General features: G+C 63.1%; 18 protein-coding genes. 9 read left to right on the top strand and 9 right to left on the bottom strand.

The genetic code is table 11. The annotated features are described in order from the left end of the window. Positions 1 to 98 precede the first annotated feature (98 nt). A complete protein-coding gene (locus IB262_RS15720) occupies positions 99 to 1526 on the top strand; it encodes a caspase family protein (RefSeq protein WP_348646920.1) in 1428 nt (475 codons plus the stop codon). Position 1527: 1 nt separating this feature from the next. Here IB262_RS15720 and IB262_RS15715 read toward each other — a convergent pair whose 3' ends face one another. From IB262_RS15715 to IB262_RS15705, 3 genes are all read right to left on the bottom strand, one after another. Further along, positions 1528 to 4989, bottom strand: coding sequence for a chromosome segregation SMC family protein (locus IB262_RS15715; RefSeq protein ID WP_112975871.1), 3462 nt, complete (start codon positions 4987 to 4989; stop codon positions 1528 to 1530). Positions 4990 to 5094: 105 nt separating this feature from the next. Beyond that, positions 5095 to 5931: a DsbA family protein gene (locus tag IB262_RS15710; RefSeq protein WP_089045177.1), complete on the bottom strand. Its 837-nt coding sequence runs from the start codon at positions 5929 to 5931 to the stop codon at positions 5095 to 5097. A gap of 221 nt (positions 5932 to 6152) precedes the next feature. Continuing rightward, positions 6153 to 6659 carry a DUF721 domain-containing protein gene (locus tag IB262_RS15705; RefSeq protein WP_034801304.1) on the bottom strand — a complete coding sequence of 169 codons (507 nt, stop codon included), beginning with the start codon at positions 6657 to 6659 and terminating at the stop codon, positions 6153 to 6155. An 89-nt stretch (positions 6660 to 6748) separates the two neighbouring features. Here IB262_RS15705 and mutY point away from each other — a divergent pair, with 89 nt between their 5' ends. Genes mutY through IB262_RS15690 form a run of 3 tightly spaced genes read left to right on the top strand, consistent with a single transcriptional unit; the run spans position 6749 to position 9549 of the window. Beyond that, the gene (mutY, locus tag IB262_RS15700; RefSeq protein ID WP_089045175.1) at positions 6749 to 7840 is read left to right on the top strand and encodes an A/G-specific adenine glycosylase; all 1092 of its coding nucleotides are present in this window, start codon (positions 6749 to 6751) and stop codon (positions 7838 to 7840) included. 59 nt (positions 7841 to 7899) lie between these two features. Continuing rightward, entirely contained in the window at positions 7900 to 8517 is a 618-nt protein-coding gene (locus IB262_RS15695) for an HAD family phosphatase (protein WP_112975870.1), read from the top strand. 33 nt (positions 8518 to 8550) lie between these two features. Further along, entirely contained in the window at positions 8551 to 9549 is a 999-nt protein-coding gene (locus tag IB262_RS15690) for a hypothetical protein (RefSeq protein ID WP_162728761.1), read from the top strand. A 57-nt stretch (positions 9550 to 9606) separates the two neighbouring features. On the opposite strand, the gene IB262_RS15685 is transcribed toward IB262_RS15690, so the two are convergent. The 4 genes from IB262_RS15685 to IB262_RS15670 form a co-directional block, all read right to left on the bottom strand. Next, positions 9607 to 10008: a YkvA family protein gene (locus IB262_RS15685; protein WP_060516293.1), complete on the bottom strand. Its 402-nt coding sequence runs from the start codon at positions 10006 to 10008 to the stop codon at positions 9607 to 9609. Positions 10009 to 10249: 241 nt separating this feature from the next. After that, positions 10250 to 11380, bottom strand: coding sequence for a site-specific DNA-methyltransferase (locus IB262_RS15680; RefSeq protein WP_034801293.1), 1131 nt, complete (start codon positions 11378 to 11380; stop codon positions 10250 to 10252). A gap of 198 nt (positions 11381 to 11578) precedes the next feature. Next, the gene (locus IB262_RS15675; RefSeq protein WP_090294761.1) at positions 11579 to 11929 is read right to left on the bottom strand and encodes an antibiotic biosynthesis monooxygenase; all 351 of its coding nucleotides are present in this window, start codon (positions 11927 to 11929) and stop codon (positions 11579 to 11581) included. Positions 11930 to 11932: 3 nt separating this feature from the next. Next, positions 11933 to 12253 (bottom strand): NIPSNAP family protein, encoded by a 321-nt coding sequence (locus IB262_RS15670; RefSeq protein WP_112975918.1) that lies wholly within the window; start codon positions 12251 to 12253, stop codon positions 11933 to 11935. A 93-nt stretch (positions 12254 to 12346) separates the two neighbouring features. On the opposite strand from IB262_RS15670, the gene IB262_RS15665 reads away from it, so the two are divergent. Continuing rightward, complete coding sequence (locus tag IB262_RS15665; protein WP_112975868.1) at positions 12347 to 13027, top strand: winged helix-turn-helix domain-containing protein; 681 nt, start codon at positions 12347 to 12349, stop codon at positions 13025 to 13027. Between the two features lie 20 nt (positions 13028 to 13047). Here IB262_RS15665 and IB262_RS15660 read toward each other — a convergent pair whose 3' ends face one another. Beyond that, positions 13048 to 13716 (bottom strand): GntR family transcriptional regulator, encoded by a 669-nt coding sequence (locus tag IB262_RS15660; RefSeq protein WP_112975867.1) that lies wholly within the window; start codon positions 13714 to 13716, stop codon positions 13048 to 13050. 180 nt (positions 13717 to 13896) lie between these two features. Between IB262_RS15660 and IB262_RS15655 the strand changes: the two genes are divergently transcribed. Together IB262_RS15655 and IB262_RS15650 are read left to right on the top strand one after the other, a co-directional pair. Further along, the gene (locus IB262_RS15655; protein WP_034801280.1) at positions 13897 to 14592 is read left to right on the top strand and encodes an HAD family hydrolase; all 696 of its coding nucleotides are present in this window, start codon (positions 13897 to 13899) and stop codon (positions 14590 to 14592) included. A 228-nt stretch (positions 14593 to 14820) separates the two neighbouring features. Continuing rightward, positions 14821 to 15927: an ABC transporter substrate-binding protein gene (locus IB262_RS15650; protein ID WP_112975866.1), complete on the top strand. Its 1107-nt coding sequence runs from the start codon at positions 14821 to 14823 to the stop codon at positions 15925 to 15927. Between the two features lie 67 nt (positions 15928 to 15994). Here IB262_RS15650 and IB262_RS15645 read toward each other — a convergent pair whose 3' ends face one another. Beyond that, complete coding sequence (locus IB262_RS15645) at positions 15995 to 16546, bottom strand: hypothetical protein (RefSeq protein ID WP_034801474.1); 552 nt, start codon at positions 16544 to 16546, stop codon at positions 15995 to 15997. Between the two features lie 281 nt (positions 16547 to 16827). Between IB262_RS15645 and thrC the strand changes: the two genes are divergently transcribed. After that, the gene (thrC, locus tag IB262_RS15640) at positions 16828 to 18228 is read left to right on the top strand and encodes a threonine synthase (protein ID WP_112975865.1); all 1401 of its coding nucleotides are present in this window, start codon (positions 16828 to 16830) and stop codon (positions 18226 to 18228) included. 16 nt (positions 18229 to 18244) lie between these two features. Continuing rightward, positions 18245 to 19546 (top strand): pitrilysin family protein, encoded by a 1302-nt coding sequence (locus IB262_RS15635; protein ID WP_060516297.1) that lies wholly within the window; start codon positions 18245 to 18247, stop codon positions 19544 to 19546. Positions 19547 to 19798 lie beyond the last annotated feature (252 nt).

Raw genomic sequence — 19798 nt, 5'->3', positions numbered from 1 at the left:
AACCGAAATCAATCACCCGTAACAGCAACCAGGCAACCGGAATTCGATCGCACCCGTTGTCCGCGACTTAGCGAAACGCTTGTCCGCGACTTGCTGAAATGAATGTCCCGATTTACCGAAATCCGCAGTTTGACGTTCCGGCAGAAACCATGCCGCTGTCGGAGATCATGAACGCGCTGGAACAACGCGCGAAAATCTCCCTGATCTTCCTCGACGCCTGCCGCAACAATCCGCTCGCAGACAGACTCAATCGTGACGTGGCGGGCACAAGCCGCGGCGGCGCCACCAGAGGTCTGGCACCGATCGAGACACAGGGCGCCGGCACGCTCGTTGCCTTTGCTGCGGCGCCCGGACAGGTGGCGGCTGACGGAACCGACGGGCATTCGCCCTTCACCCGGGCGCTGATAACCAACCTCTCCGGCCCAGGGATCGAAATCGGCACCGCCTTCAAGCGCGTGATCCGTGAGGTGCGCTCGGCAACTGGCGGCAAACAGTCGCCACAGATCCTCTCCTCTCTCGATCTGGAATTCTACCTCGACGGCAGCGCCACGCTTGAAGCGCCCCGACCCTTGAAAGTTGACAACGTCGATATCGCCGCGCTCGACTTCAACAAGGCGATGCGCGTGGACACGGCCAGGACCTGGAAGCGCTTCATCGCCAAACATGGCGAGAGCAGCTACGCCGACGCGGCGCGTCAATCCATTCAGCGGCTCGGCAAAAGCGACGACTTCAGATCATCCCTGGCTGCGATGGCACAGGAACAGAAGATGCTCGATAGCAAGGACAAGCGCGCAGCCGCGCAACAGGCCCTGCAGAGCAAGGGTTTTGACACGGGCGCGACGGACGGCGCCTTCGGTGGCCAGACACGCAGGGCGGTCACGGCATTTCAGGCGGCCCGCGGGCTAAAGCAATCCGGATTTCTCGATCAGGAGACCGGAGCGAGCCTGGGTCTCACCTTTGCCCGGATCGATCAGGACATTCTCTCGGCTACCAGCGCACGCCGCTATGACCCCACCGATCTCGAGGGACTGGAGGACGAACCGGTCATCGCCATCGTGCGGTGTCTTTCGCCTCTACCACTGACCTATGGCACCTTTGCCAGACACCTCTATGCAGCAGTCTATGACGGGCAGCAAGTCGGCTGGCAGGAAGCGAAGGCGATCGTCGTGCGCTGCGGCGGTCACCTTGCCACGATCGATTCCAGCGATGAAAATACGTTCGTCGCCTCACTCGTGAATACGGATGACCGGTTCTTCAGCAGTTCGTTCGAAGGCGGCGAGCACCGGCGGGTCGGGCCATGGCTCGGGCTCTCCAACGAGAACGGCAGTGCCGAAGGGTGGAGATGGACGACGGGCACTGCCGTCACCTTCGCCAGGTGGTTCAGGCGGCCGCCGGAAAAGGCTGGGGCGGCAACGCCTTACGCAGCCTATCGAGCAAACAAAGTCCCCCTCGCCGCCTACGTCGACACCTGGGAAGCGCGCGACCCATCGCGGCCGGTATCCGGTTTCATCGCCGAATTTGAGTGAATCAGACGACTTCGCGCAGGCGTTCCGCCGTCTGCAGGTCAACGGAGACGAGTTGGGAGACGCCCTGCTCGGCCATGGTCACGCCGAACAGGCGGTTCATGCGGGCCATGGTGATCGGGTTGTGGGTGATGATGATGAAGCGTGTCTCGGTCGACGCCGCCATTTCGTCCATCAGGTTGCAGTAGCGCTCGACATTGTGGTCGTCGAGCGGGGCGTCGACTTCGTCGAGCACGCAGATTGGCGCGGGATTGGTCAGGAACACGGCGAAGATCAATGCCATCGCCGTCAGCGCCTGCTCGCCGCCGGAAAGCAACGTCATGGTCTGTGGCTTCTTGCCCGGCGGGCGGGCGAGAATTTCAAGGCCGGCCTCCAGTGGATCGTCGCTCTCGATCAGTTGCAGCTCGGCCGTGCCACCCCCGAAGAGGTGGGTGAACAGCCGTTGGAACTGTACGTTGACGACGTCGAATGCGGCGATCAGGCGCTCACGGCCCTCGCGGTTCAGGTTCTGAATGGCGCTCCTGAGCTTGCGGATCGCCTCGATGACGTCGTCGCGCTCTCTGAGCAGCAGGGCGAGCTTTTCCGAAAGCTCCTTCTGTTCTTCTTCGGCACGCAGGTTGACGGCACCAAGCCGCTCGCGCTCGATCTTCAGCCGTTCGAGCTCGCGCTCGATGTTGCGCATGTCCGGCAGTGCCTCGTCGACGGCAAGCCCCGTCAATCGCATGACCTCGTGCGGCGCGCAGGAGAGCGCTTCCTGAATGCGGGCCTCGATCTCGACGCGACGTTCGCGGGCGGAGACCAGCCGCTCTTCGGCGCGGCCGCGCTTTTCGCGCGATTCCGCCAGTTCGGAGAGCGCGGTTGCCGCCAACCGGTCCGCCTCGCGCTGGCGGTTTTCAGCCTCGGCAAGCAGATCGGCCGCTTCGCGTCGGGCCGCTTCCGCCTTCTGCAACTCGTTCATCAGCGCCCGGCGCTTGTCCTCGAACTCGTCGGGCGCATCGATCAGCTCTTCGACCTCGTCGCGGGCTTCTGCCTCGCGGTCGCGCAGGGTCGCGATGTGCTCATCGGCGCTCGCCGCGCGCGCCTTCCAGGTCTGTCGTTCACTGGCAATCGCCGCGATGCGCCGCTGACGCGCCTCGTTCTCGCGCGCCAGGCCATCATGGGCGGCACGGGCCTCGGCGACGGCGGCACGATCGGCTGCGACATCGGCCGTCTGTGTGCGCAGCGTCAGTTCCAGTTCGGAGAGATCGGGCGCATCGACGAGCGCGTCGTTGGCCGTCTCGATCTGCTCGGCCACCTCTTCGACCTGCGCCTCGATCTGGCTGCGCGATTCGGCAAGCACCGCGCGGCGGCGGGCAAGGTCGCCCGAGGCGCGTTCAGCGGCGGCGAGCGCGTCGCGGGCTTCGCCGAGCTGTCGGGTGATCATGCGCTGCGCGTCGCGGGCAAGCCGCAACCGCTCGTCCTCGGCGCGGATGCGACTGCCCGCAGAGGCAAGTTCGGCCTCCGCGAGGCGCAGCGCCTCAGCGGCGCCGTCGGCCTCGGTATCGAGTTCGGCCAACCGGTTCTTCTGCGCCAGCCGCAATGCGGCAGCACTTGGCGCCTCGGAGCCGGTGACGTGGCCGTCCCAGCGCCAGACGGAACCCTGCTTGGTGACGAGGCTCTGGCCGGGTTTCAACAGGGGCAGCAGCCGCTCGGCTTCCGCCTCGCTTGCGACGATGCCGATCTGCTTCAGGGCGCGGGTCAGCGCATCGGGCGCCTTCACATGGGCAATCAGCGGGCTCACGCCTTCCGGCAATTCGTCGTCCCCGACATGATCCCCCGGCGCGCGCCAATGGGCCGGCGCATCGGTTTCGAGCGGTGAGTCGAGATCGTCGCCAAGGGCCGCGCCCAATGCGGTCTCGAAGCCCCGGTCGACCTTCATCTCCTCGACGACGGCGGGATAGGCGCCACCGGCCACCGCCTCCAGCATGCGCCGGATGGTGCGTGCCTCGGTCTCGATGCCGTTCAGCGTCGCGCGCGTCCGATCGACGGGCTGACGCGCCTCGACCTCCATGCGCCGCGCTTCAGCGAGGCTTTCCTCGATCGCGAGCACATTGCTTTCGGCTTCTTCCAGCGCAGCTTCTGCGACCTCGACCTGACCCTGCTTTTCGTGCGGATCGGGAAGGGCCGCCATCTGGCGGTCGAGTTCATCGAGATCGCGCGACTGGTCGCCAAGTTGGCGGGCAAGACGTGCCTGGCGCTCCGACAGGTCGCGCAGCGTGCGCTCCAGCTGGTTGCGGCCGGCCTGTGCCTCGGCGCGTTCCGCCGTTAGACGCGCCAAAAGCGCCTCGCTGCCGGCGAGCTTTTCGTTTGCGTCTTCGAGGCGCTCGCGCGCTTCCGTCGCACGGTCGTCGGCCTCGGCAAGCATGTCGCTGAGTTCGGCTTCCTCTTCGTCGAGACGCGAAAGAATGCCGGCATTGTCAACGACAAGGCGCTCCTCGCGGGCGATATCCTCGGCAAGCTGCGCCAGCCGGCGCTGCAACTCGTCGCGGCGCCTGAGGATGCGGCCGGCATCCTCTTCGAGCTGTGAGCGGGCAATCTGCAGACGCTGGAGGGCGGCGGCGAACTTCGCTTCGTTTTCGCGCAGCTCCGGCAGCTTCAGGCTGGCGATCGCCTGGTCCTTGGCCGCCTGCATCTGCTGCTGCGCCTTTTCCGCGACCAGCGCAGTCACCTGGTTGAGCTGGCTCGTCGCCTCGCCCTCCGCCTCCTTGGCCTGCACCCAGCGAATATGGAACAGGATCGCCTCGTGCTTGCGGATATCGGCCGAGAGCATTTTGAAGCGGTTGGCCTGGCGCGCTTGGCGCTTGAGGCTCTCGATCTGGCTTTCGAGCTGCGAGGTGACGTCGTCGAGACGCTCGAGATTGGTCTCGGCGGCACGCAGACGCAGCTCCGCTTCGTGGCGGCGAGAGTGCAGGCCGGAGATGCCGGCCGCCTCTTCCAGGAGCTGGCGACGGGCCTGCGGCTTGGCGGCGATCAGTTCGCCGATGCGCCCTTGCCCGACCATCGACGGCGAGCGTGCACCAGTCGACGCGTCGGCGAAGAGAAGCTGTACATCCTTGGCGCGCGCTTCCTTGCCGTTGATGCGGTAGACCGAGCCCTGCTCGCGCTCGATGCGGCGGCTGACCTGGATCTCGTCGCTGTCGTTGAAGGCAGCGGGTGCCGTGCGGTCGCTGTTGTCGAGATAGAGGCCGACCTCGGCCGTGTTACGCGCGGGACGATTGCCGGATCCGGAAAAGATCACGTCGTCCATGCCGGAAGCGCGCATGTTCTTGTAGGAGTTCTCCCCCATCACCCAGCGCAAGGCTTCGACGAGGTTCGACTTGCCGCAACCGTTCGGTCCGACGACACCGGTCAATCCGCGCTCGATGATGAATTCGGTCGGTTCGACGAAGGACTTGAAGCCGAGCAGGCGAAGCTTGTTGAACTTCATGGGGCGGACGCTGGGGCTACGAGATCCCCCCCTCTACCATCAGCCCAGACAAGAAAAACGGGCGCACAGCTGCTGCCGTCGCCCGTTTTCAGGAAAAGCGAAGGATCAGAGCTTGCTGTCGATGAGGGCCGACATAACGTCAACCGACATGTCCCCCGAATAGTGCTCGCCATTGACAAAGAAGGTCGGCGTCGACTGAACCCCGAATTCCTTGGCGCCCCGTTGCATAACAGTGTTCACATCATCCAGAAGTTTTTGGTTCGTCAAGCAGGCCTCGAAGCTCTCCTGTGTAAAACCAGCGAGTTTGGACATCTGCAGCAGAGCGTCGCGACCATTCTGGGCTGCGGCCCACTGCTGCTGCTGCTTGAACAGCATCGAGATCATCGGGAAGTACTGGCCTTCCGGAGCGCAGCGCGCCAGCATGAAGGCGGCCGCCGCGCGCGGATCGAACGGGAATTCGCGCAGCACGAAGCGGACCTTGCCGCTGTCGACATACTTGGTCTTGATCGCCTCGAAGGTGTTGTTGTGGAAGGCGGCGCAGTGCGGGCAGGTCATCGACATGTATTCGACGATCGTCACCGGCGCGTTGGCGTCGCCGATCGCCATTTCCGGCAGGGCGCCCGGTTCCATCAGCTTGGCGACATCGACGGACCCTTCCGACGAGGGGAGCTCGACCTTGACGGGAGCAGCCGTCGTCTGGGCGACTTCGGTGCCGGCAGAGGGCTTGGCTTCGGTGGTGGCCGGGGTCGCGGTCGTCGATGAAGTCGTGGTCGCGTCCGTTGCCGGCTTGGTTTCAGCCTTGGCGGCTTCGGTGGTCGCGGCCGGTGCGGTGGAGGCCGTTTCCTTCTTTTCGTCGCTGCAGGCAGCAAGCACCAGGGCGACAGTTGCGATGGCGGCACCGCTGAGCAGGCGCTTGGTAAGGTTCATTGCGGAAGCGGACATGATTTGACCCGTGTTCGGAGGGAATTGCAGTGCGGATTCGATATCTTGCCCCGCGCAGGGCGGCAAGTGGCGCGGCGTCAACAGAATTCAAAGAATTGTGACCGAGCGATGGCCGCCCAAAAGCGCGTCGCGATCTTTCCGATTCGCTGCTTGCGCTTTAAGCCTCCGGTTTTCGCGTCTCGTAGTCGCGAAAACCGCTGCATAGTTTTGCGCGCCGTGCCTTAGCGGCGCCGGGGATTGAGCACGGCGGTCCCCAGCCGACGCAAGGCCGCCTTCAGCTCCTCGCTTTCGATGCCTTCGACCATGGCCTCGAGCCGCCGGGCGGGTTCGCCCGAAAGCGGCTTGGGCTTGCCACGATGTTTCGGCTGCTGGGAGACGGGCTTTTGAACGATGCGCAACTGCCCGATCGCATAGAAGCCGAAGAAGCCGTTGATGCGCTGGATCAATTCGCCTTGGGCGTGGGTCAAAAACAGCGCGCGCGCGCCCTCGCAGGCAACCGTCAGGACGCCCGGCTGATGGCCGCCCTCGCCCATGATCTCGGAGGCCCGTCGCGGCCAGGCGATCTTTTCGGGCCGCGTGCAATCGGCAAAGTCCTCGCCGGCGATTTCGTCCCAGGAGCCGAGCAGCATGGTGTTGATGCCTGCCCGCTTGGCGAGCACCGGGTCGATCAGGCCGTTCGCGACTTCGCTGATCTGGACGACGCCCTTCCGGGTCTTCTGCTCGCTCACGTATGGACTTTCTGTAGGCAATGTCGATTGAGCCTTGATGCCGCGGCTCCGCTTCGCCAAGTATAGGCCGGAAACGGAACTCCCGGCAAATCATGCACGATACGATACCGGCGGCGGACGCTGCACCCTTGCTTTTGGAATGGTACGACAGGCACCATCGCGACCTGCCCTGGCGGGTTTCGCCGCCGATGGCGCGCCGAGGCATCGTCGCCGATCCCTACCATGTCTGGCTTTCCGAAGTGATGCTGCAGCAGACGACGGTGCAGGCGGTAAAAGCCTATTTCGAAAAGTTCCTGTCACTGTGGCCGACCATCGAGGACCTTGCGCGCGCCGACAATGAGGACGTGATGAAGGCATGGGCCGGGCTCGGCTATTATGCGCGCGCCCGCAACTTGAAGAAATGCGCCGAGGCCGTCGCGAACGATCATGGCGGCCGCTTTCCCGACACGGAGGACGGGCTGAAGTCCCTTCCCGGCATCGGCGACTATACCGCCGCCGCGGTCGCGGCGATCGCCTTCAACCGCAGAAGCGCCGTGCTCGACGGCAATGTCGAGCGGGTGATTTCCCGCCTCTATGCAATCGAAACGCCGCTGCCGGCGGCAAAGCCCGAGATGCGGGCCCGCGTCGCCGCGCTCACCCCTGAGAGCAGGCCGGGTGATTTCGCCCAGGCGATGATGGATCTCGGCGCGACGATCTGCACGCCGAAACGGCCCGCCTGCTCGCTCTGTCCCTTCCGCGCCCACTGTCGCGCGCTTGTCGTCGCCGATCCGGAAACCTTTCCGCGCAAAGCGCAGAAGAAGGACAAGCCGCTTCGGCGCGGCGCCGCCTTCGTCGCGATCGACGCCGACAACGCGGTTTATCTGCGCAAGCGGGCCGAGACGGGCCTGCTTGGCGGCATGACCGAAGTGCCCGGCACTGACTGGACGTCGCGGCAGGACGGCGACACTTCGCTTGCCTCGCAGCCCTTTGCAGCGGCCTGGGAAGATTGCGGCACCATCAGCCACGTGTTCACGCATTTCGAGTTGCGTCTCTCCGTCTACCGCGCCAATGTCGCGCGCGCCGGAACGCAGGGCAACGGCTGGTGGGAGCCAGTTCACTCGCTGAGTGCCCAGGCGCTGCCGACGGTGATGAAGAAGGCGATCGCCCAGGCGATCCCGCATGCCTTCAAGGCGGAACGCTAGCGCGGTACGGGGCCACCCGTCCCGCTCCAACTCCGAAAGTTCAAGCAGGGAATTCGTTCATGAGCAGCATCGAGATCCGTCACATCGTCTTCGACATCGGCAAGGTGCTTATCCACTACGACCCCAACCTGCCCTATAGCCGCCTCATCCCCGACGAGGCCGAGCGCGAATGGTTCTTTGCCAATGTCTGCACCCACGACTGGAACATCGAGCAGGACCGCGGCCGTTCCTGGGAAGAGGCGGAAGCGCTGCTGATCAAGGACTTTCCCGAGCGTGAAGAACAGATCCGCGCCTTCCGCAAATATTGGCAGGAGATGGTGCCGCACGCCTATGTGGAGACGGTGTCACTCCTGGAGCGACTGATCGCCGAAGGACGCGACGTGACGATGCTGACCAACTTCGCCTCCGACACGTTCCGCGAGGCGCAGGTCCTTTACCCCTTCCTGACGCTGCCACGCGGCGTCACCGTTTCGGGCGACGTCAAGCTGATCAAGCCCGATATCGCCATCTATGAGACGCACACGCGGGCCTTCGATCTCGACCCATCGGCCACCCTTTTCATCGACGACAGCATTCCCAACGTCGAAGCCGCGCGGCTTGCCGGCTGGCATGCGGTGCATTTCGTCGATCCGGAAAAGCTGAAGGCCGATCTCGCCGGCTACGGCATTCATCCGTAGGCTGAAACTGCCGATCGACGATGGCTCCTGCTCGTGGCGGCACGATTCCGCCACGAATCATATTTACTACCTGCGATTGCGCAATCGCAGAGGCAATATATGAATAGTTTAGAATTTTCAGTAATTCGAGACGGCGCCGCCAAGGACGCCTTCATCGACGAGCTCTACGCGACGACCGAGGCCAGCTTTCGCGACGAGGTGCCTCCGGAAGAGTTTGGAGAACGGTTTTCAGATACCCGTTTCGTCGTCGCCAGACGCGATGCCAAACTGGCGGGCTGGCTCAACCTTCGGCCGCCGACTGAAGGCGACAACAAGAGAGCGGCCGATCGAGGCTGGCACGCCATGCCGTCGCACGACCTGCACGACGCCGAAATTCTCGCGCGGCTCTTTCGGCTTGCAGCCGTAGAGGCCGGTTCAGAAGGCATCATCTGGCACTCCCGAAAAGCCGCCCTCAACCAGCAGGTCGTCGAAATGACCGGCGCGACCGCGCTTCGGGATCTGTTCAGGACCTGGCAGTCGCCACCCAAGCGCTGGCCGGCCACAATCGCAAAACCCAAGGACGGTGCCGTCGTTTACGCCGTCCAGGCGCCTCTTCCAGAAAATCTCCTCGCAAAGTTCGTGGACTTCCTCACACACGCGGGGATACCGGACTGCAGTGGAGATACCTGCACCACGACCTGGGACGCGGACTCCGTCGCCCAACGTATCGCTGACTGGGATGAGGGCGGGCTGCTGATGCAGTGGCTGGAACATCACGACCTCGTGGTCGCCGAGGCCTACGCCTTTGTCTGGAGCGATGAAATGATGATCCACATCACCGAACACCATGCCCCGTCTTGCGGGCTGATTGCCCTGGTTGCCGCCCTGCTTCAGCGCATACCCGCGGCCTATCCCGATGTCAGGGTCGCCACCGTCGAGTTACAGGAAGACGAAAGAGCACGCCTCGAGCCTGTGCTCGCCAGTTGCGGCTTCGAGGATAAGGGCGCCCGAACCCTCTACCACTTGCGCCCACAGGGAACGCCGGCTCTCTAAAGGCGGCGTATCCTCCATTCAACGCGCGGCGGCGGCACGGGTCGCCGCCGCCCATTGTCAGGGCCTGGCCGCGATGAAGCCCCATGCCAGCCAGGCCGCGATGACTGCGGCCACGAACCAGATACTCAGGATCGCGAGGAGGCCGCTGCGGCTGGACGGGCGTCCTTCCAATGCCGCCGCCCGCTCTCGGAATTCTTCCATCAGCGCTGGCGGCACTAGACGTACGGCCAAGAGGATGCCGAGCGGAACGAGAATAAGATCATCGAGGTAGCCGAGTATCGGAATGAAATCGGGGATCAGGTCGACCGGCGAAAGTGCGTAGGCCGCCACAGTGCCGGCAACGAATTTCGCCGAAAACGGCGTTCGACGATCTCGCGCGGCGAACCAGAGCGCAACGACGTCGCGTTTGATTTGCCGCGCCCATTGCTTCACGCGCTGGAGACGATCGGGCACGGCCATGCGGATAACACTCTTGTTCGGATGAAGGTTGCTCTGTCCGAACCCTATGAGCGGATGCGAAGATTGGCAATCGACCTCAGGGCCCTGGCGCTCGCTTCAAACGCTCCATCGGATGGCCCAAACATACAAATGCCCGGAATCCTCACATTGAGGATTCCGGGCATTTAAAGCTCTCTTTCCGGGACTGAAGGTACAAAAACCGGTTAGAGCGCTTTTCGAAGGATCCGGCGGAACTGGTTGATCAGTTCAGTTTTGCCAGATCATTTCGAATGACGCTTCTGAGTTCGTCGATGGGCTTCAGGGTGTTCCCCTCTTCGAAGTGCCAGAATGTCCATCCGTTGCAGGCATCAAGCCCCTGGACCTTGGCGCCCAGGCGATGAATTGAACCGGCCTCGCCGCCGGAGGCGACCGTGCCGTCTGCACGAACGATCGCGCTGTAGCGGCGCTTGGCGTCCGTCAGAACCGTGCCGGGCTTGATCAGCCCGCTTTCGATCAGCGTGTTGAAGGCGACGCGCGGCTCAGCCTTCTTGCCGGTCATGACAGAGAGCATCGCCTTGCCGAGCGGTTCGACCGCGTCGATGCGTGCCGATGCCGCGTCGATGTAATCCTGCTCGCGCTCGATGCCGACGAAGTGGCGGCCGAGGCGTTTGGCGACGGCACCGGTCGTGCCGGAACCGAAGAAGGGATCGAGAATGACGTCGCCCGGCTTGGTCGAAGCCATCATGATACGGGCGAGCAGCGCTTCCGGCTTCTGGGTCGGATGCACCTTCTTGCCGTCGTCACCTTTCAGGCGCTCGTGACCGGAGCAGATCGGGAACAGCCAATCGGAGCGCATCTGCACGTCGTCATTGGCCGCCTTCATCGCATCGTAGTTGAAGGTGTAGCCCTTGGCATTGGCATTCGGCGTCGCCCAGATCAGCGTCTCATGAGCGTTCTGGAACCGCCGACCCTTGAAATTCGGCATCGGGTTGGTCTTGCGCCAGATGATGTCGTTGAGGATCCAGAAGTGCAGATCCTGCAGGATGGCGCCGACGCGGAAGATGTTGTGGTACGAGCCGATGACCCAGAGGGTGCCGGTCGGCTTCAGCACGCGGCGGCAGGCCAGCAGCCAGGCACGGGTGAAGGCGTCGTAAGCTTCGAACGACGCGAACTGGTCCCATTCGTCGTCGACGGCGTCGACCACCGACTGATCGGGACGGGTCAGCATGCCGCCGAGCTGGAGGTTGTAGGGCGGGTCGGCGAAAACGACGTCGACCGAATTGTCGGGAAGCGCATTGAGCGCGGCAACGCAGTCACCCTTGATGATGCTGTCGAGCCAGCCCAACGGACGGGTGGAACGGGAGACTTCGGCAAGCGAAACAACTGAAGACATGGACAACTCGCAAATACGCTTACTCGGAACGGATCATGGAGCGTATGGTTACCGAAGATGGTTACCAAAGCCTGAAGGCCGTTTCGAAAAAGTGCGTAGTCGCGCTATGTTAGAGAGGTCTTCTGGAGTGGACAGGAAAGGCGGGAACGGGCGTTCACCCGCCTCCCGCCGCCCCGTTCAAGCGTCGCGGACGCCGTTTCACCGGGCGTCGTGAAAGGCGCGGCTGTCTGAGGGGGCCTCACGGCGCTCGTTCAGCCCGTAGTCGCGGATCACGGAGGCGATGCGCAGGCGGTAATCGGCAAAGACGCCGTGACGCCCCGCATCCTGGGCGGCACGATGTTCGGCGCCGTTCCGCCAGGCCTTCACCGCCTCCTCGTCGCGCCAGAAAGACAGGGACAACACCTTGTCGGGATTGGCCAGACTCTGGAACCGCTCGATCGAGATGAAGCCATCGATGTCGTCGAGCAGCGGACGCAGGTCGGCGGCAATGCCGAGATAGGCGTCACGCCGGCCCTCGGCCGGCAGGACTTCGAAGATAACGGCAATCATGTTTCACTTTCCTCCGATGGGCATCGAGACGTTCTTCAGGAAAATACGATCCTCCTTCAGGATAAACCGCTCGCGGCGGGAGAAGGCATAATTTTCCCGGCCGAGCGGATCGGCGGCAAGCCGGGCGCGATAGGCCTCGTAGGCCGCGAGGCTCTCGATGTTGTAGGCGCCGTAAGCCGTTGTCGCCGACCCCTCATGCGGGCCGAAGTAGCCGATAAGATCGGCGCCGCAGCGCGGGATCGCCTCGCCCCAGTTGCGCGAATAGGTGGCGAACTCCTCCTTTTTGAAGGGATCGATTTCATAGCGGATGAAGCAGGTGATCATCGTCGTCTCCTTGTGGTCGGGCAAGGCGCCAAGCCTTCGATGGAGTGACTATGCCTCCTTGTTCGACGCGGATGCTTCGACTACGATCGAAGTATGAAGGAAGGTCCAGATATCGCTCTCATCGGATCGCTGATCGGCGATCCCGCCCGCGCCAACATGTTGACGGCGCTGATGGGCGGACGTGCGCTGACCGCAACCGAACTTGCGACACATGCCGGCATCACGCTGCAGACCGCCAGTTCCCACCTGTCCAAGCTCGAGGCCGGCGGTCTGCTCAGCCAGCGCAAGCAAGGCCGTCACCGTTATTTTCAGCTGGCAGAAGACGAAGTCGGGCTGATGCTCGAGAACCTGATGGGCTTTGCCGCCAGCCGCGGCATGAACCGGCACCGCCCCGGGCCGAAGGATCCGGCGCTGAGAAAAGCGCGCGTCTGCTACAATCATCTGGCCGGCGACTATGGCGTGCGCATGTATGACAGCCTGATTGCCGAAAAGCAGATCGAAGTCACCGGCGACGACCTGGCGCTGACGCCCGACGGGCAGAACCGGATCGAGGCGCTCGGCATCGACTATTCAGCACTCAAGAAATCCCGCCGCCCGATCTGCCGCACTTGCCTCGACTGGAGCGAGCGCCGCTCGCATCTGGCCGGTTCGCTTGGCGAAGCGTTGCTGACGCTATTCATCGACAAGGGCTGGGCCAAGCGCGAGGCGAACAGCCGCGCCATCCGCTTCACCGCCAATGGCGAGAAGGCTTTCTCCGAGCTGTTTCCGCAGTAGCGGCTGCCAGCAAAACCACTCTAGCCGACGATGGAAAAGGCCTCGCGGGTTTCGCCCGCGGCGGTCCTGACCGGCGTCTTGCCGATCCAGCCCACATGGCGTTCGAGGATCTTTGCCGCCTCGTCGCCTCGGCCTTCGCGCAAGGCGGCGAGGATCGCGCGGTGATCGTGATCGGTGTGCGCCTCCCAGCTCGTGCGCCAGGCGGAAAACAGGAAGCGGGCGCTCGCGGCATGCAGATCATCGATCGCCGCCAGCAGCCGCGGCATGCCGCAGGGTTCGAGGATCAGCCGATGGAAGGCGCGGTTTGCCGCCTCCCAGGAGCGCACGTCGCGCGAAGTATCGGCGGCGGCCGTGGCCATCTCGGCCCGATCGAGGATCGCCGGCGTCAGATGCGGGATGGCATGGCGAAGCGCCAGAACCTCAAGAACAGCGCGCATTTCGGCGACCTCCCTCACCTCCTTCAGGTCGAAGGAGGCAACGCGAACGCCGCGGCGCGGCTCGCTGACGGCAAGGCCCTGGGCCTCCAGCCGTCGAAAGGCTTCGCGTACGGGAACGTGGCTCGCACCGAACTCCTCGGCGATATGATCCTGCCGCAAGCGCTCCCCGGGCATGAGCATGCCGGAGATGATGCGCTCGGCCAGGGCCTTGCTGATGCGACTTGCGAGCGTGTCGTCCTGCTGCTTTTCCATCGCCTACTGATAGAGCCGCGAAACAATGCTGTCGAGCAAGCGCACGGGCGGTTTCGATAATTTCCAATGGTTGAGCTTTGGCCTACCATCGTATAAAAGCTCTGCCGTACGAAAGCCCCGCGCCGCGCGAAGATTCCTCCCCCCGCCTGCGGCGCCTCTCCTCCCAGGGAACTGTTCCATATGACCGGTATCGATCTCATCATTTTTGATTGCGACGGCGTTCTCGTCGATTCCGAAATCATCGCGTCGGAAGTCGAAGCAGCACTGCTGACAGAAGCGGGTTACCCGATCAGCGTCGAGGAAATGGCGGAGCGTTTTGCCGGCATGACCTGGCACAACACGCTGCTGCAAATCGAGAAGGAAGCAAGCATCCCGCTTTCGGCCCAGCTCATCAGCAAGGTCGACGTCATCCTCGACGAGCGCCTTGCCCGCGACCTCAACATCATCGACGGCGTCAAGCCGATGCTGGCGCAACTGACGCTGCCGCACTGCATCTGCTCCAACTCGACCTCGGCGCGGCTTGCCATGATGCTCGGCAAGGTCGGCATCAAGGACCATTTCGGCCGACACATCTATTCCGCGCGCGACCTCGGCGCCGACCGCGTCAAGCCGAAGCCGGATATCTTCCTGCACGGCGCCAAGCAGATGGGCGTTGACCCGTCGCGGGTGCTGGTGATCGAGGACTCCGTGCACGGCATCCACGGTGCACGTGCCGCTGGCATGCGCGTCGTCGGCTTCACCGGCGGTTCGCACACCCATCCCTCGCATGCCGACCAGCTGACCGAAGCGGGTGCGGAAACGGTGATTTCGCGCATGACGGCGTTGCCGGGCGTGATCGCGGCCCTTTCCGCATGGTCGGAGTCGATGACGGCCTGACTGGCCGCAGGCGGTCGCACACCGCCATGCCCCTTTCGCTCCGGCTTTCGGCCGGAGCGGGAAAGAAGCCTTCGGCCAACACGGCAGACGTCCAATTAGACGCCGAGGGACATGATGACACATTGCAGTGGCGTCACGTCCCCTAGAAAATCTTCCCGGTTTTCGAGGAGCCGCGCACGAGGGCCGTACCAAGCAAGCCCCATCGGGGTATTTTTAGGAGGAAACACAATGCGTCTTTCAATGTTGACCGGCCTGACCCTGGCGGCCAGCGTCGCCTTTAGCCCGCTCGCCTTCGCCGACATCACCATTGGCGTGATCACGCCGCTCACCGGCCCGGTCGCGGCCTATGGCGAGCAGGTGAAGAACGGCGCGGAAACGGCTGCAGACGAGATCAACAAGGCTGGCGGCATCAATGGCGAGAAGATCGTGCTGAAGATGCTCGACGACGCCGGCGATCCGAAGCAGGCCGTTTCGGTTGCCAACCAGGCTGCTGGTGAAGGCATCCGCTACGTCGTCGGCCCGGTTCTGTCGGGCACCTCGATGGCGGCTTCGGACATCCTTGCCGAGAACGGCATCCTGATGGTGACGCCGACAGCAACCACGCCTGACCTCACCACCCGCGGTCTCTGGAACGTGCTGCGCACCTGCGGCCGCGACGACCAGCAGGCCGAAGTCGCCGCTGCCTATGTGGTCAAGAACCTCAAGGACAAGAAGATCGCCGTCCTCCACGACAAGGCGCCTTACGGCAAGGGCCTTGCTGACGGCTTCAAGAAGGCGATCAATGCCGGCGGAATCACCGAAGTCGTTTATGAAGGCCTGAACCCGGGCGACAAGGACTTCAGCGCGATCGTTACCCGCCTGAAGTCGGAAAACGTCGATGTCGTCTACTTCGGCGGCTACCATCCGGAAGGTGGCCTGCTGGCACGCCAGATGCACGACCAGGGCGTGAAGGCGCAGATCTTCGGCGGCGACGGCCTGTCCAACACCGAGTTCTGGGCAATCGGCGGCGAAGCTGCGACCGGCACGGTCTACACCAATGCCAGCGACGCGACCAGCAACCCCGCCTCGGCTCCGGCTGTCGAAGCGCTGAAGGCGAAGAACATCCCGGCCGAAGCCTTCACGCTCAACGCCTATGCTGCCGTCCAGGTGCTGAAGGCCGGCATCGAGAAGGCAGGCTCCGCCGAAGACGCGACCGCGGTTGCAACTGCGATCAAATCTGGCGAAGCCATCGACACGGTTCTCGGCAAGCTGACCTACAGCGAAGCCGGCGACCTGACCTCGCAGGCTTTCTCGCTCTACAAGTGGGAAGGCGGCAAGAGCGTTCCGGCTGAATAAGCCGCACACGACGGAAATGAAAACGCCGGGGCAAGCCCCGGCGTTTTTTTTCGGCATAGGCCGCTGCTTACTTCTTCTTGCCCTTGGCCGGCGGGCCTTCGTCGAAGCCCACATAGACGGTGACATTGGATCCGGCGCCGGCCGGCAGCGTCACGTCGGCCTTGGTGAAGACGAACTGGGCCGAACCGGTTGCGGGGATTTCCACCGCATGCTGCGTCAGTTCCGAATAGAGCGTCTTGTCTTCGTCGGTTGCAGCCACGCGGATCGGCATGGTGACCTTGCCGGGACCACCGGCAGGACCGCTGACGACGCGGCCCTGGACCACGACGGTTATCGTCAACGCGCTCTCGCTCTGCACACATTGCCGCGTGGTGTCTGCCAGGGAGGCCTGATAGACGAGCTTCGTCGGGTCGTTCTTGGCCCCCTTTGCGTAGCTGGCATGCACATTTGTGCCGTCACGAATGACGACCTGCGGGCATGCGGCCTGAACGACGGCCGGCGTCGGAGCAGCGGCACTGCCGCCTGCGTCGATCGCCCCACCGGATTGCGTCTTATTGCAGCCGGCTAGGACCGCGAGAAAAGATATTGCGAGAACAGGCCGGGAAACTTTGCCAAACACGTTGAACAACCTCTGCTGGACCGGTTGAAACTCCTTGACCGAAATCTCGGCCGGAAGACCTTTCATGGCCTTCGGGCATCGTCTATAGCAGCGACAAACTGAAAAATCGATTGGGTCAGTCCGTCCCTTCCGAATTTTCCGAAGCTAGTTTTGCGACCGGAAATTGGGTCGGTGACAAGAATAGATGCAGACTTTGTCAAGGACTGACGCAATAAGACGAGCGTGTCGCGACGACGTTTCCCAAGGTCGCCGCAATCCTTGAGGTGGGACGAAGGACAACGATGGTGAAGTATATCTCGACGCGCGGCGAAGCCGCTCCTCTCGGCTTCTGCGACGCGCTGCTTGCCGGTCTTGCGCGCGATGGCGGTCTCTATCTCCCCAAGGAATGGCCGAAGTTTTCCAAGAAGGAAATTCGCGGCCTGCGCGGCAAATCCTACCAGGACATTGCCTTTACCGTGCTCGAACCCTTCATCAATGGCGAGATCCCGGCGGCCAAGTTCCGCGAAATGATCGACGAGGCCTATGCCACCTTCCGCCACCCGGCGGTGGCGCCGCTGGTGCAGACCGGACCGAACGCCTTCGTCATGGAGCTCTTCCACGGCTCGACGCTCGCCTTCAAGGACGTGGCGATGCAACTGCTCGCCCGGCTGATGGACTATGTGCTTTCCGAACGCGGCGAGCGCGCCACCATCGTCGGCGCGACTTCGGGCGACACCGGGGGCGCCGCCATCGACGCCTTTGCCGGTCGTGAGCGCACCGACATTTTCATTCTTTTCCCGCACGGCAAAGTCTCGCCGGTGCAGCAGCGGCAGATGACGACCTCGAGCGCATCGAACGTCCATGCGATTGCAGTCAACGGCAACTTCGACGACTGCCAGAACCTCGTCAAAGCGATGTTCAACGACGCCGCCTTCCGCGACCGCGTCAAGCTTTCGGGTGTCAACTCGATCAACTGGGCGCGCATCATGGCCCAGATCGTCTATTACTTCACGACGGCGGTCGCGCTCGGCGGCCCAGACCGCAAAATCTCTTTCACGGTCCCCACCGGCAACTTCGGCGATATCTTCGCCGGCTACGTCGCCAAGCGCATGGGCCTGCCGATCGACAAGCTGATCATCGCCACCAACGAAAACGACATTCTCGCCCGCACGCTGAAGACCGGCCGCTACGAGATGCGCGACGTCAAGGCGACCACCGCACCGTCGATGGACATCCAGATCTCGTCGAACTTCGAACGGCTTCTGTTCGAGGCGAACGATCGCGACCCGGGCGAAATCCGCTCGGCGATGGACGGGCTGAAGCAGTCCGGTTCCTTCACCATCCGCGAAAAGGCGCTGAAGGCGATCCGCAAGGAGTTCCGCGCCGGTCGCTCCTCGGAGAAAGAAGTCGCCAAGACGATCGCAAAGACGCTTGCAGACACGGGCTATCTGCTCGATCCGCATAGCGCCGTCGGCGTCTTCGTCGCCGCCAAACACGAGAAGGCATCCGCTCCCATGGTGACGCTTGCCACCGCCCATCCGGCGAAATTCCCGGACGCGGTAAAATCGGCAAGTGGTATTGACCCGGCGCTTCCGACGTGGCTTGCTGACCTGATGAACAGGGAGGAGCGTTTCGATATCCTGGATCCGGACCTGAAAACCGTCGAAACCTTTATCGGCGAGCGTACCCGTCTCCGGGGGTAAGAACGAGAAGAAACGTATGATGAAAGTTGAGTGCACCCGGCTCCCTTCCGGGTTGACGGTGGTAACCGAGCAGATGCCGCATCTCGAAAGTGTGGCGCTCGGCGTGTGGATCAAGTCCGGTTCGCGCAATGAAACTCTCGGCGAACATGGCATTGCCCATCTGCTGGAGCACATGGCTTTCAAGGGCACCGCGCGGCGCACCGCCCGCCAGATTGCCGAAGAGATCGAAAACGTCGGTGGCGAGGTCAATGCTGCGACCTCCACCGAAACGACCTCCTATTATGCCAGGGTTCTCAAGGACCACGTGCCGCTTGCTGTCGATATTCTCGCCGACATTCTGACCGAGTCCAGCTTCGACGAGGAAGAACTGCGCCGCGAGAAGCACGTGATCCTGCAGGAGATCGGCGCTGCCGACGACACACCCGACGATGTCGTCTTCGACCGCTTCGCCGAGACCGCCTATCGCAATCAGACCGTCGGCCGGCCGATCCTCGGCACGCCGGACACGGTCATGTCGTTCTCCGCCGACCAGATCCGGCACTATCTCGGCCGCAACTACACGACCGACCGCATGTTCGTGGTCGCCGCCGGCGCCGTCGAACACGAATCCTTTGTTCGCCAGGTCGAAGAACGCTTCTCGTCATTGCCGCGCACACCGATCGCAACGCCCGTGCTCGAAACTGCCCTCTACACCGGCGGCGAGAGCCGCGAAACCCGCGACCTGATGGACGCGCAGGTGCTGCTCGGCTTTGAAGGCAAGGCCTACCACGCGCGCGACTTCTATTGCTCGCAGATCCTCGCCAACATTCTCGGCGGCGGCATGTCCTCGCGCCTCTTCCAGGAAGTGCGCGAGCATCGTGGCCTCTGTTATTCGGTCTATGCCTTCCACTGGGGTTTCTCCGACACCGGCATCTTCGGCGTGCATGCTGCGACCGGCGGCGAGAACCTGCCGGAGCTGATGCCCGTCATCGTCGATGAACTGCGCAAATCCTCGATGAACATCGAGCAGCAGGAAATCGAGCGCGCCCGTGCCCAGATCCGCGCACAGCTTTTGATGGGTCAGGAAAGCCCGGCGGCCCGTGCCGGCCAGATCGCCCGTCAGATGATGCTCTACGGTCGCCCGATCCCGAATGAAGAACTGATGGAGCGCCTCTCCGGCATCACCATCGAACGCCTGACCGACCTTGCCGGTCGGCTGTTCTTCGACACCACGCCGACGCTTTCGGCGATCGGCCCGCTGGAACAACTTGCCCCGATGGGCGACATCCTGTCGTCACTGACCGGCAAGGCCGCCGTCCCGCACGCCGTCGCAAGCTAAGACGAAGGCTGAACGGCCGGGCTCCATTTCATCAAAACGATGAAGCGATCCCGGCCTCCCAAGCATTGCGCAATTTCGCAATGGAGGCGCTTTCAAGCGTCGCCTGGAAACTGCGTTCGGCCAGCCGGCGCGCCACGGATGATGACCGCATGTCCGAATGGTGAAGTCTTTGCGACTTTTCGCAAAATCGGATTCGATTTGCGCGCAAAGTTGTGCAACGTTTCGATTTGTGACGGCGCAAAGACGTGCCGT

Origin of the sequence: Ensifer sp. ENS02 (genome assembly GCF_014851885.1) — a bacterium.
Taxonomy (GTDB): Bacteria; Pseudomonadota; Alphaproteobacteria; order Rhizobiales; family Rhizobiaceae; genus Ensifer; species Ensifer adhaerens.
Note: the sequence above shows the minus strand (reverse complement) of the source record. Positions and strands in the feature narration are given on the sequence as shown.